15 protein-coding genes are annotated in these 12376 nt (G+C 65.1%); 11 read left to right on the top strand and 4 right to left on the bottom strand.

Features of this window, described 5'->3' with window-relative positions:
- Positions 1-242 precede the first annotated feature (242 nt).
- Positions 243-506 (bottom strand): hypothetical protein, encoded by a 264-nt coding sequence (locus tag J6525_RS16720; protein ID WP_225645464.1) that lies wholly within the window; start codon positions 504-506, stop codon positions 243-245.
- Positions 507-846: 340 nt separating this feature from the next.
- Here J6525_RS16720 and J6525_RS16715 point away from each other — a divergent pair, with 340 nt between their 5' ends.
- Positions 847-1116, top strand: a complete 270-nt coding sequence (locus J6525_RS16715) for a metal-sensing transcriptional repressor (RefSeq protein ID WP_016840607.1) — start codon at positions 847-849, stop codon at positions 1114-1116.
- Positions 1117-1235: 119 nt separating this feature from the next.
- On the opposite strand, the gene J6525_RS16710 is transcribed toward J6525_RS16715, so the two are convergent.
- The gene (locus tag J6525_RS16710; protein ID WP_225645463.1) at positions 1236-1502 is read right to left on the bottom strand and encodes a hypothetical protein; all 267 of its coding nucleotides are present in this window, start codon (positions 1500-1502) and stop codon (positions 1236-1238) included.
- 144 nt (positions 1503-1646) lie between these two features.
- A complete protein-coding gene (locus J6525_RS16705) occupies positions 1647-2453 on the bottom strand; it encodes a creatininase family protein (RefSeq protein WP_225645462.1) in 807 nt (268 codons plus the stop codon).
- 144 nt (positions 2454-2597) lie between these two features.
- Here J6525_RS16705 and J6525_RS16700 point away from each other — a divergent pair, with 144 nt between their 5' ends.
- The 10 genes from J6525_RS16700 to J6525_RS16655 all read left to right on the top strand — a co-directional run bounded on the left by J6525_RS16700 (position 2598) and on the right by J6525_RS16655 (position 11798).
- Entirely contained in the window at positions 2598-3641 is a 1044-nt protein-coding gene (locus J6525_RS16700) for an ABC transporter substrate-binding protein (protein ID WP_225645461.1), read from the top strand.
- A 16-nt stretch (positions 3642-3657) separates the two neighbouring features.
- Positions 3658-4461: an ABC transporter ATP-binding protein gene (locus J6525_RS16695; protein ID WP_225645460.1), complete on the top strand. Its 804-nt coding sequence runs from the start codon at positions 3658-3660 to the stop codon at positions 4459-4461.
- Positions 4458-5246 carry an ABC transporter permease gene (locus J6525_RS16690; protein WP_225645459.1) on the top strand — a complete coding sequence of 263 codons (789 nt, stop codon included), beginning with the start codon at positions 4458-4460 and terminating at the stop codon, positions 5244-5246. Before J6525_RS16695 ends, J6525_RS16690 begins: the two co-directional genes overlap by 4 nt.
- On the top strand, positions 5246-6229 hold the full coding sequence (locus J6525_RS16685; protein WP_092083215.1) for a 2-hydroxyacid dehydrogenase: 984 nt from the start codon (positions 5246-5248) through the stop codon (positions 6227-6229). The genes J6525_RS16690 and J6525_RS16685 overlap by 1 nt, the downstream gene beginning before the upstream one ends.
- Complete coding sequence (locus J6525_RS16680) at positions 6229-6924, top strand: AprI/Inh family metalloprotease inhibitor (RefSeq protein WP_225645458.1); 696 nt, start codon at positions 6229-6231, stop codon at positions 6922-6924. The genes J6525_RS16685 and J6525_RS16680 overlap by 1 nt, the downstream gene beginning before the upstream one ends.
- Positions 6925-7204: 280 nt before the next feature.
- On the top strand, positions 7205-7600 hold the full coding sequence (locus J6525_RS16675) for a YciI family protein (protein WP_225645457.1): 396 nt from the start codon (positions 7205-7207) through the stop codon (positions 7598-7600).
- A gap of 90 nt (positions 7601-7690) precedes the next feature.
- A complete protein-coding gene (locus J6525_RS16670; protein WP_225645483.1) occupies positions 7691-8974 on the top strand; it encodes an RNA polymerase sigma factor in 1284 nt (427 codons plus the stop codon).
- A 156-nt stretch (positions 8975-9130) separates the two neighbouring features.
- The gene (locus J6525_RS16665) at positions 9131-9547 is read left to right on the top strand and encodes a type 1 glutamine amidotransferase family protein (protein WP_225645482.1); all 417 of its coding nucleotides are present in this window, start codon (positions 9131-9133) and stop codon (positions 9545-9547) included.
- 8 nt (positions 9548-9555) lie between these two features.
- Entirely contained in the window at positions 9556-10767 is a 1212-nt protein-coding gene (locus J6525_RS16660) for a putative zinc-binding metallopeptidase (RefSeq protein ID WP_225645456.1), read from the top strand.
- On the top strand, positions 10764-11798 hold the full coding sequence (locus J6525_RS16655) for a D-alanine--D-alanine ligase family protein (RefSeq protein WP_050382451.1): 1035 nt from the start codon (positions 10764-10766) through the stop codon (positions 11796-11798). The genes J6525_RS16660 and J6525_RS16655 overlap by 4 nt, the downstream gene beginning before the upstream one ends.
- Before the next feature lie 111 nt (positions 11799-11909).
- Here the strand turns inward: J6525_RS16655 and J6525_RS16650 are convergent, their stop codons facing one another.
- Complete coding sequence (locus J6525_RS16650) at positions 11910-12182, bottom strand: hypothetical protein (RefSeq protein WP_225645455.1); 273 nt, start codon at positions 12180-12182, stop codon at positions 11910-11912.
- Positions 12183-12376 lie beyond the last annotated feature (194 nt).

The raw sequence follows: 12376 nt of genomic DNA, 5'->3' as shown, positions 1-12376 counted from the left end.
TGCCGGCCTCCTAAACCAAGACGACTACTTCCGACCGAGCAGCGGGCGCCGCTTCACCTCGCCCCGCGTGCGGGGAGAGGTCGGATCGCATCGTCAGATGCGATCCGGGTGAGGGGGAGCTTCCGCGAACTCAGCTATTACCGTGTGCGCGGAGACGGCCCCTCACCCCAACCCTCTCCCCGCAAGAACGGGGAGAGGGAGCGGCCAGCACTGTCGTTATCAAGCCCGCCCTCACGGTCGGCCTAAGCGCACAGCCGTGGCTTCGCTGCGGCGCGTCGCTGCTGATCGAGATCACCGCCGCTGTCTTCGACGGTCCAACGGCATTCCAGGCGGCCGTCGATCAGGACCCAATGACAAACCGGGGTTGGATGCCGGCGGCGGCCCGCCAGGCGGCGAAAGCCCGGCAGGTTGTCATTGCAATGAATGGCGGCCGGCGGCGGCATGCGCCGCGGATCGACAACGCGCCGCGGGCTTGCTTGCCGGAATTTTGCGAGCTTTTCGAACATCGCTCACCTCCACTTCCGCTGGTCGCGGCAGGCCGGTGAGGAGCAGTGGTCAGCTTGGGCGCGACCACCCGTCCACGCAGGCGAGATCTGCGCGATCAGTCTTGCTGTGTTGCGGCGTCACCAGTCCCGGCATCGCCGGACTACTGTCGCCTGAGTTGCTACTGCCCATGTGCCTTCTGTGCTGGCTCGTGGATCGACTTGTCTCCGGAGATAGAACCCCCGGCGCGGAACGAACGTTCCGATCATCGGGCACTACGCCCGCGACAATGGCCTGTCAAGCCGATTCCGCTATCCTCCGGGGAGGATCACGATTATCCTTCGGGGAGGATAGGAGAGCCAGATGTCCGACGACCATCCGCACGCTGCGATCGCCAGGCGCCTGAAGCGCGCCAACGGCCATCTCGACACCATCGTCGAGATGATCGAGCAGGGCCGGCCCTGTGCGCAGATCGCCCAGCAATTGCAGGCGGTGGAGAGCGCGATCGAGAGCGCCAAGAAGGCGCTGATCCACGATCACATCGGTCACAGCCTGGAGGAGACGCTGAAGGCGTCAGGGCCGAAGGGCCGCGCTGTGCTGCGCGATTTCAGGCTGGTCGCGAAATATCTGTGATGATTGCCGCGTTCAAGAATTGACCCGCCCGGGGGGATCACCGGACGGGTCGGTTGCGACACGGGGTGGATGAGGACCCGTGCCGAACGCAGGATCCGCAGTCCTAAATAACCAGTCGATCAGTAGCAGCTGCGCACGCGGCCGATGTAATTGCCGTAGGCGTCGAACTGGCGCACCCAGCCGCAGCGCCGATAGCCACCGCCGTAGTAATAGCCGTCGCTGGCCGCGATCGCGCTGCCGACAACGGCGGCGCCGACGAGACCTGCGCCAACGCCCCAGCCCCAGCCATAGGGCTTCGCTTCAGCCTGCGACGTCGTGGACGCGATGGTGCCGGTCACGGCGAGCGCGGTGAGGGCGAGGGCGGCGAACTTGGTCTTGATCGACATGGAATACTCCATCCTGTGTGGGCGGCGCCGGTGTGGTCCGCATGCCCGTTGGACGGAGGCTGTCCGGTTCCGGTTCGAAGATCGGGGCGGAAATATGGTTTCGCGAATTGTTTCGTCGCGCTTGTCAGGACGAAGCAATCGCGGTCATTTGCCGCGAAATACGTCGGGATCGAACCTGTCGACATCGGCGAGCAGCTCGCAGAACGCGCGCGCGCCGTGTTCGATCAGCTTCTCGCCCTTCTCGGCCGAGGCCTTGGTCGCATCGCCGATCGCGCCGCTCGGATTGAGGTCCTGCGCCTGCCAGGCGAACGGCGCCGGCCGCTGCGTCGACAGAAAGCGATGATCCTTCTCGATCCGCACGCTGGCCGGCTTGAAGTCCGCGATCGCATCCTTGCGCACGGCGTGCGGATATTTCGCCAGCATGATCGAGGTCTCGACCGCGCCGCCATGGATGCCGTGGCGTAATTCGCCAGCGTCGAACAGCCCGTCGGGCGCGCCGAAGCGCGACCAGCTCGTGGTCACCACCAGCATCTGATGGTGCGCGCGCAGATCCTGCGCCACCAGCTGCATCGCGGCGGAATTGCCGCCATGGCTGGTCACGATCACGAGCTTCCTGACGCCCGCGCGCGCCACGCTCTCGCCGAGCGCCATCCAGCTCCTCAGCGCCACGTTGGTCGGCAAGGTCAAGGTACCCGGAAAATCGATGTGCTCGGTTGAGATGCCGACCGGCTGCAACGGCAGGAACGTGGCGGGAGTGGTCGCGGGCAGCAACTCTCGCACCCGCGAAAGATAGGCCTCGCCGATCATGACGTCGGTTCCGAGCGGCAGATGCGGCCCGTGCTGCTCGGTCGCGGCCAGCGGCAGCACCGCGATCCAGCGCGCGGCCGTATCCCTGGCGATATCGGGCCAGCGGATGGCGGTCCAGTCGCGGGGCGGAAGCTGAGAAGTCATCAAGCCGGTCGTTTCAATACAAGCGTTTCACGGGATGGATTTGCAGGCTAGTTTGTTTAACATCATAACGGGTTCGCGTCTCCGGGCGCGGTCCACGTCTTCCCGCCTTCCATCATGGGCCATAATGATCGACGGAGTCCAACCATGATCCCGGCCTTTTTGCTGCGAGCGTTAACCACAAGCCTTCTGACCGCCGCGCTTTGCGTTGCCGCGGCGCTTGCCCCGACGCGGGCGCAGACCTCAGACAAGACCTTGGACAAGGTCTCGTTCGGCACCAATTGGGTCGCCGAGGGCGAGCATGGCGGGTTCTTCCAGGCGCTCGCCGACGGCACCTACAAGAAATACGGCCTCGACGTCACCATCGTGCCGGGCGGTCCCAACGAGAACAACCGCATGCTGCTGATCGCGGGCAAGCTCGACTTCTTCATGAGCGCGAACTCGCTGCAGACCTTCGACGCCGTCACCAACAACGTGCCGCTGGTCGCCGTCGCTGCCATGTTCCAGAAGGACCCCCAGGTCTTCCTGACCCATCCCGAGGTCAAGGTCGCAAAGATCGAAGATCTGAAGCCGCTGACGCTTTTGATCTCGAAGGAGGGCATCACCAGCTACTTCCAGTGGCTGAAGTCCGAATACGGTTTCGACGAGAACAAGGTGAAGCCCTATACCTTCAACCCGCAGCCCTTCATCGTGAACAAGCAGACCGCGATGCAGGGCTACGTCACCTCGGAGCCTTTCGCGGTCGAGAAAGCCGCCGGCTTCAAGCCGAACGTGCTGCTGCTCGCCGATTACGGCTTCAACTCCTACTCGACGCTGATCGAGACCCGCCGCGACCTGGTCGACAAGAAGCCTGACCTCGTGCAGCGCTTCGTCGATGCCTCGATCGTCGGCTGGTACCACTACGTCTACGGCGACAACTCGGCCGGCAATGCGATGATCAAGAAGCTCAATCCCGACATGAACGACGAGCTGCTCGCCTATTGCGTCGCCAAGATGCGCGAGCACGGCATCGTCGATTCCGGCGATTCCATCAAGAACGGCATCGGCGCCATGACCGACGAGCGGATGGCGAGCTTCTTCGACAAGATGGTGCGGGCCGGCGTGGTCAAGAGCGCCATCGACTATCGCCAGGGCTACACGCTGCGCTTCGTCAACAAGGCGGTCGGCGCCGAGCTCCGGCCGAAGAACTGACGGGTGCGGACGGGCGATGGCGGAGCCTGCGTTGTCTGGATCTGATGCAGCGTCGGCTGTGCGCCTGCGCGGCGTCAGCAAGACCTATGACAGCGGCGTGAGGGCACTCGGGCCGCTCGACCTCGACGTGAGGCGCGGCGAGTTCGTCTCGCTGCTCGGGCCCTCCGGTTGCGGCAAATCCACCGCGCTGCGGCTGATTGCAGGTCTCGCCACGCCAAGCGCCGGCACGGTCGAGGTCTCGCATCATGGCGCGGAGCAGCGCGGCAGCCACCGCATCGGCTTCGTATTTCAGGAGCCGACGCTGATGCCGTGGGCTACCGTGCGCGACAATGTCCGCCTGCCGCTGAAGCTTGCCCGTGCGCCCGCGACCGACGCCGACGCGCGCATCGATGCGGCGCTGGATCAGGTCGGGCTCGCGGAATTCGCGAGGGCCTATCCGCGCGAATTGTCCGGCGGCATGAAGATGCGGGTGTCGCTGGCGCGCGCGTTGGTCACCGATCCGGATGTCCTCTTGATGGACGAGCCGTTCGCGGCGCTCGACGAGATCACGCGGTTTCGGCTCAACAACGACCTGCTGTCGCTGTGGCGCACCCTGCACAAGACCATCATCTTCGTGACGCACTCGGTGTTCGAGTCGGTCTATCTGTCGCAGCGCGTGATCGCGATGACCGCCCGCCCGGGCCGGATCGGCGCGGAGTTTCGCGTCACCTCGCCGGAGCCGCGCGGTGAGGAGTTCCGCACCTCGGCCGAATATGCCGCGTTCTGCCGCGAGGTCTCCAGCGCGCTGGCGCCATCCTATGCAGGGCAGGCGGGCGCATGAAATCTCCGCAGGACCTCGTCCGTTTTCTGCTGCCGCTTGCGGTGTTCGCCGCTGGCCTCCTGCTCTGGGAAGCCATCGTCCGCGGCTATGGCATCCAACCTTACGTGCTGCCGAGCCCGCTGTTGGTGCTGAAGACGCTGGTTGCGGACTGGCCTATCCTGTCGCAATCGCTCGGCGTCACGCTCCTGACCACGCTCGAAGGCTTCGTTGCCGCGGCAGTCGGCGGCATCGTGCTGGCGCTATTGTTCAACCAGTCGAAATGGCTGGAGTATTCGCTGTTTCCCTATGCCGTGGTGCTGCAGGTTACGCCCGTTATCGCGATCGCGCCGCTGCTCCTGATCTATCTGCAGCAGCAGACCGCGGTGATCGTCTGCGCCTGGATCGTGGCGTTCTTTCCGGTGCTGTCGAACACGACGCTCGGCCTCAATTCGGTGGATCGCAACCTCGCCGGATTGTTTCAACTTTATGGCGCCTCACAGCTGCAGACGCTGCTGTTCCTGAAGCTGCCCGCGGCGCTGCCCTATATCCTCGGCGGTCTGCGCATCGCCGGCGGGCTGTCGCTGATCGGCGCCGTGGTCGCGGAGATCGCAGCGGGCAGCGCCGGCGCCGGCTCGGGCCTCGCCTTCCGGATCGCTGAATCAGGCTACCGGCTGAATATTCCCCGCATGTTCGCGGCACTTCTGCTGCTATCGCTGGCCGGGATTGTCATTTATGGGTTGCTGGCGCTAGTTTCGCATTTGTTGCTGCGGCGTTGGCATGAAAGCGCGTTAGGAAAGGAAAGTTGATGGCCCCGATTTCTTCCGAAAAGATCGATCTGTTGATCTATGGACCGATCCGGCCAATCCTCGAAAACGGCTTTCCCGATCAATACGTGCTGCACCGTGCCGAGAGCCGCGGCGACCTCGAGCGGCTGACGCCCGATACGCTGGCGAAGATCCGCGGCATCGCCGTCACCTATCACACGATGGCGACCGACAAGACCGCGCTGGCGATGTTTCCGAAGCTCGAGATCGTCGGCAGCTTCGGCGTCGGCTACGACCACGTCGATTCTGCCTATGCGCGCGATCACAATATCGTGGTCACCAATACGCCCGACGTGCTGACCGAGGAGGTCGCCGACGTCGCGATGGGCCTGTTGATCGCGACGTTGCGCGAGTTCGTCAAGGCCGACCGCTATGTGCGCTCCGGGCTGTGGCAGACCCAGAATTATCCGCTCAGCGTCGGCTCGCTGCGCGACCGCAAGATCGGCATCGTCGGCATGGGCCGGATCGGCCAGGCGATCGGACGCCGGCTCGATGCGTCGCGGGTGCCGGTGTCCTATCACTCGCGCAATCCGTCCAAGGACGTCTCCTACAAGCACTATCCCGATCTGATCGAGATGGCGAAGGCGGTCGACACCTTGATCGTCATCGTGCCGGGCGGCGCCTCGACGGCGAAGATGATCAATGCCGACGTCTTGAAGGCGCTCGGTCCCCGCGGCGTGCTGATCAATGTCGCCCGCGGCTCGGTGGTCGACGAGCCGGCGCTGGTCGCGGCGCTGAAGTCCGGCACCATCCTCGCCGCAGGTCTCGACGTGTTCGCGGCCGAGCCGAACGTGCCGGACGAATTGAAGGCGATGCAGAACGTCGTGCTGCTGCCGCATATCGGTTCGGCCTCGGTGGTCACGCGCAACGCGATGGACCAGCTCGTGGTCGACAACATCAAGAACTGGTTCGCCGGCAAGCCGCCGCTGACGCCGGTTGCCGAAACGCCCGTCAAGGATCGCTGATGTCGTTGTCCCGCTTCAACGCCGTGCTGTGTCTGCTGCTGGCCGTGTGCGGTCCGGCAACGGCGCAGGACGTCACGACGTTGAAGAAGGACATGATCGGGCAGTGGGAGCTCGCCACCACCGAACGCAGCAAGACCTGCGTCGTGACGCTGAAGGGCGATACGGCGCCGCAAGGCTTCAAGCTCGAGCTCGAGCCCGCCTGCGCCGCCGCGCTGCCCTTCACCAAGGACATCACCGGCTGGAGCATCAGGGGCCTCGGCGACATCGTGCGGCTGCACAATGCCGCCGGCGAGACCGTGATCGATTTCACCGAGGTCGAGACCGGAATTTTCGAAGGGATGCGCACCAATGAGGGCGTCTACATCCTGCAAAACCTTGCTGCGGCGCGCTCGCTCGCCAAATCGATGGACCAGATGATCGGCGACTGGTCGATGGTGCGCGGCAACGGCCAGGCGATCTGCACGCTGGTGCTGACCAACACCGACGCCGGCAACGACAATTTCCAGGTGTTCCTGAAGGGCAAATGCGATCCCGCGGTTGCGGCCTTCAACCCGACCATGTGGCGGCTCGATCACGGCCAGATGATCCTGATGTCGGCCAAGGGCGAGACCTGGCAGTTCGAGGCCGACGACAACGCCCAATGGCGCCGCGTCCCCGACAGCGCCGACCCGCTGATCATGCTGCGGGAGCAGTAGATCGGGTGCTGGCTTCGTAGCCCGCATGAGCGCAAGCGATATGCGGGATTTCGCCGGTGCATTCCCCGGGTATCGCTTCGCTCACCCGGGCTACGGGATTGCCACAAGCTCCGTGTCGTCCGTGCTTTCGCAGGGACGACGATGGGGCCGGTACGATCTGCTTCTGCCCGAAAAAAATTCCCTTTCCCATGTCGATTCACCCCCTCCCGGATCGTCGTTCCCCATAGCGAGCCGGTCTTGCGGCGATCATCGCCGCGTCTCGCCCAACAGGAGTTTTCCGATGCGCTTCATGTATATCGTCACCTCGCCCCAGCCCCCGGGCCCGCCGACGCCGGCTCTGATGGAGGCGATGGGCAGGCTTGCCGAGCGGGAAATCAAGGCGGGCCGCATGATCGACACCGGCGGGCTGTTGCCGGTCGCGATGGGCGCCCAGGTCCGCATCACCGACGGCAAGCTCAACGTGGTCGACGGGCCCTTCGTCGAGACCAAGGAGATGATCGGCGGCTATGCGATCTTCGAGCTCCGCAACAAGGAAGAGGCGGTCGCCGCCGCCGTGGAGTTCATGCAGCTGCACAAGGAGCATATGCCGGGCTGGGCGGGAACCTGTGAGGTCCGTCCGTTCGCCACCCCGGGCGCCGACGGCGGCTGTCAGGTCGATGTGTCCGCCTGCGCCTGATGCACCGCGCGAACAGGGCGTTCGCAAGCGAAGTGGACGCCGGTTCGCGTGAAGACAACGCGTCAAGCCGAGAAATCCAGGTCGGCGGCGATGACGGCCGCCGACATCCAGGCCACGATCCTTGCGGTGTGGCGCATCGAGCAGCCGCGGCTGATCACCAGCCTGTCGCGGATGCTGCGCGACGTGCCGCTCGCCGAGGACCTGACCCAGGAAGCGCTGGTCGCCGCGCTCGAGCATTGGCCGGCGGATGGCGTGCCGGAAAAGCCCGGTGCCTGGCTGATGGCGACGGCCAAGCGCCGCGCGCTCGACCATCTGCGCCGCAATCGCATGCTGGCCGAGAAGCACGGCGTGATCGCGCACGACCTGGCGCGGGAGCAGGAGACCATGCCCGACTTCGATGCCGCGCTCGACGACGATATCGGTGACGAATTGCTGCGGCTGATCTTCACCGCCTGCCATCCGCGCCTGTCGCGGGAGGCGCGCGCCGCGCTGGCGCTCAGGATGATCTGCGGCCTCACCACCGAGGAGATCGCGCGCGCCTTCCTGCAGGCGGAGGCGACCATCGCCCAGCGCATCGTGCGCGCCAAGCGCACGCTGTCGGAATCGGGGCTTGCCTACGAGACGCCGCGCGGCGAGGAGCTGTCCGAGCGGCTCGCCTCCGTGCTCGAGGTCGTCTACCTCATCTTCAACGAGGGCTATACCGCGGCAAGCGGCGACGAATGGCTGCGGCCGCAGCTCTGCAACGAGGCGCTGCGCATGGGCCGCGTGCTGACCTCGATCGCACCATCGGAGCCGGAGGCGCACGGCCTGCTGGCGCTGATGGAGTTCAACGCTTCGCGGATGGCGACGCGCACCGATGCGTCCGGCGAGCCGATCCTGCTGATGGACCAGAACCGCGCGCGGTGGGATCGCCTGCAGATCCGCCGCGGGCAGCTCGCGTTGGCGCGCGCCCGCGAGCTCGGCGGCGCCGGCGGCTTCTATGTGCTGCAGGCCGCGATCGCCGCCTGCCACGCCGAGGCCGGCACCCCTGACGCGACCGACTGGCACTGCATCGCCGCGCTGTACGGCGACCTCGCCGCGCTGTTGGATTCACCCGTGATCGAGCTCAACCGCGCGGTTGCGATCGGCATGGCCGAGGGGCCGCTGGCCGCGCTCGCGATCGTCGACGGTCTCGCCGATGAGCCGGCGTTGAAATCCTATCATCTGCTGCCGAGCGTGCGCGGCGATCTGCTGCATAAGCTCTGCCGTTTCGCGGAGGCGCATGCCGCGTTCGAGGCCGCCGCCGCATTGGCCGGCAATTCGCGCGAGCGTGAGTTCCTCAAGCGGCGCGCCGCGATCGCCGCGCGTGCCGCGCAGGATCACGGCTGCCGCTGACGGCTCCGCGATTTCGGCGGAGCGAGACCATGTAGCCCGCATGAGCGAAGCGACATGCGGGTCTTTGCCACGAGCGACCCCGGGTGTCGCTTCGCTCACCAGGGCTACAAGGTTGCTCGGATCGTCGTGTCCGCGATTTCGACTCAAACCTGCGGCATGCTCGGACGAAATTCCTCTGGACCGGGAACTGCCACCAAGACGAAGCCATCCGTGCTGGCGATCGGCCTCGACCCGACCTTCGTCGATCTGTCCGTCATGCCGCAGTTCACGCCCGAACTGGTGCGCAGCTATCTCGACGCGCAGATCGACGGCCTGCGGACGCTCGGCTACGACGTCGACAGCTGCCTGATCGACCTCGGCGATACGGCGGAGGCCGTGACGGCGGCGGCCCTCAACGCGCGCCGCTACGACTGCGTCGTGATCGGTGCCGGGCTGCGCGAGCCGCCGGAGCGGCTCTTGCTGTTCGAGACGATCCTCAATCTGGTGCACCGGCTCGCCCCCGATGCCGCCATCTGCTTCAACACCAGGCCGGCCGATACCGCGGCGGCCGTGCAGCGTTGGGTCAAGCCCTAGGACGCCAGATGAGCGTCGCCTTGAGCCGGCGAATCGGGCTCGGCGCGCTGCCCGCCGCCGCCCAAGGCGGACACTCGGGCCGGCCCGATGCCGGCATTGGCTGGAGGCACGCCGCGAAGGCCCGGCGGTTGTTGCCGACGGCAACCTATGACACCATCCAGAGTCCGATTTGTTTTAGACTTTGGAAGCCTATGCCGCGCCGCAAATTTGCCTGGGAAAAGCTGACGGACGAGCAGTTGCTCGCGCAACCGCTCAACCGTCTAAGGGTTGCCGTCGAAGGCACCTGGCTCGCCGATTGTGTGAATACGCTCTATGAGGAGCTCGAGGAACGCGGCATCCGGTTGCGGCCGCACACATGGATCTCGAGCGAATGGTTCAGCCCGGCAGATGTGCCCGGCATCGCGATCCCGTTCTACCTCGCCCATCCCCGCCTGATGAAGCTCGAGAAGAAGATGATGCTCGACGTCGAGGGCGCCTCGTGGTCCGAGTGCATGGCGATTCTCCGCCACGAGGCGGGGCATGCCGTGCAGCACGGCTACCAGCTGCAGCGCCGCCGGCGCTGGCAGCAGCTGTTCGGCCCGTCATCGCAGCACTACCCGCGCTACTATCGGCCCAATCCGGCCAGCCGCAATTATGTCCAGCATCTTCGGCTCTGGTACGCGCAGAGCCATCCGGATGAGGACTTCGCCGAGACCTTCGCGGTGTGGCTGCGGCCGCGCTCGAACTGGCGGACGCGCTATGCCGGCTGGCCCGCGCTGAAGAAGCTCGAATATGTCGACGAGCTGATGGGCGAGATCGCCGGCAAGCGGCCGCTGCTCCCGACGCGCGAGCGGGTCGATCCGCTGCATACGCTCAAGCAAACGCTCGCCGAGCACTACAGGAAGAAGCAGGCATTCTACGCCTTCACGCCGCCGAAGACCTACGACCGCGATCTCTCCAAGCTGTTCTCCGCCGATCCGCGGCATTATCGGCGTCCGCCGGCCGCGGCCTTCATCAGGCGGCACCGCGCCCAGATCAGGCAGCTGGTGGCGCGGTGGACGGGCGAGAACCAGTTGACGCTCGATGCCGTGCTCGATGATATGATCTCGCGCTGCCGCGAGCTCAATCTGCGTGCCGTCGGCCCCGAGCAGAAGCTCGTGACAAACTTCACCATTCTGCTGACCGCCAAGACCATGCACGCGCTGTTCGGCCCGTCGCGCCGGAAATGGATCGCGCTATGAAACAGCTTCGCATTCTGGTGCTGATGCACCCGGACTGTGTGCCGCCCGACTCCAGCGATGGATACAGCGCGCGGGAGATCAACGAGTGGAAGACGGAATACGACGTCGTCAGCACCCTGCGCGCGGCCGGCCATGAGGTTCGTCCGCTCGGCGTGCAGGAGGAAATCAAGCCGGTGCGCGACGAGATCGAGGGCTTCAAGCCGCACGTCGTGTTCACGCTGCTGGAGGAGTTTCATTACGACGTCGTGTACGACCAGCACATCGCGAGCTATCTCGAGCTGATGAAGATCGCCTATACCGGATGCAACCCGCGCGGCCTGATCCTGGCGCGCGGCAAGGATCTGTCCAAGACGCTGGTGCACCATCGCCGGATCCCGGTGCCGGCCTTCGCGGTGTTTCCGATGCGCCGCAAGGTCAAGCGGCCGCCGCGCCTCGAGCTGCCGCTGATCGTCAAGAGCCTGAGCAGCGATGGATCGCTGGGTATCTCGCAGGCGTCGATCGTCGATACCGACGAGAAGCTCGCCGAGCGCGTCGCCTTCATCCATGAGCGGATCGGAACGGCCGCGATCGCCGAGCAGTTCATCGAGGGACGCGAGCTCTATGTCGGCGTGCTCGGCAACAACCGGCTGCGGGTGCTGCCGGTGTGGGAGCTGAAATTCGGCAGCATGGGCGGCCCCGCCGCGCGCCAGATCGCCACCGAAAAGGTCAAGCACGATACCAGCTATCAGGAGCGGGTCGGGATTGTCGACGGCCCGGCCGAGGATCTCACGCCGGAGCTATCCGCCCATATTCAACGGCTGGCCAAGCGCATCTACCGGACGCTGGGGCTCGACGGCTATGCGCGCATCGACTTCCGCCTGTCCACCAACGGCGTTCCCTATTTCATCGAAGCCAATCCCAATCCCGAGATCGCCAAGAGCCAGGAGTTCGCGACCGCCGCCGGGCATGACGGGCTGGACTATCCGGATCTTCTGCAGCGCATCGTGACGCTCGGGATAAGCCGCGCCAAGGCCGGCGCATCGCTGGGCTGACTCGAGGCCGCTAGATCATGATGCGTTTCCACAGAATCGCATCATGATCTCATCTCCTTGTTTGAGCATGATCTTTTCGGAAAACCGGTTTCCACTTTTCCGGATCATGCTCTAAAGGCTGCGCTGCATCGGATGGCGTCGCGCTTCTTTGGGAATGAACATCGCAAACGTTTCCCTAACGCGCGCGGCCGGCGTCACGGTGCCGGCGGCCGCGGACACCGGGGCCGCCGTCGGATGAAACGCGTCCGGTTCCGGCCAGCGCCGTGCAAGGATTTCGTTTACCGAAACCGGCATGGCGAGCCCATCACTGCGGAAGCTGTCGTAGACGTACAAACCGGCAAGAAAAATCGATACGACAACAAGGATCGTCCTGAAAATCGGCATTGTGCTTGCGCCTTCTTGATTGAGGCGAACAATGCCCGGTGACGGTGAACCGCGCGTTTAGCGCTGCGGCCGATCAGCCGATACGGTTCCCAACTCATGAATGGGCTTGCGTAAACGGCCCGCTTACCAATGCCTTCAAGGTTGCGGCAACCAGCTTTCCTCACCGGCGGGAAAGGAGTCTCTGGCATTGAAAG

Source organism: Bradyrhizobium australafricanum, assembly GCF_020329495.1.
GTDB classification, from domain to species: Bacteria; Pseudomonadota; Alphaproteobacteria; order Rhizobiales; family Xanthobacteraceae; genus Bradyrhizobium; species Bradyrhizobium australafricanum.
This window is presented reverse-complemented; position numbering and strand designations above follow the sequence as displayed.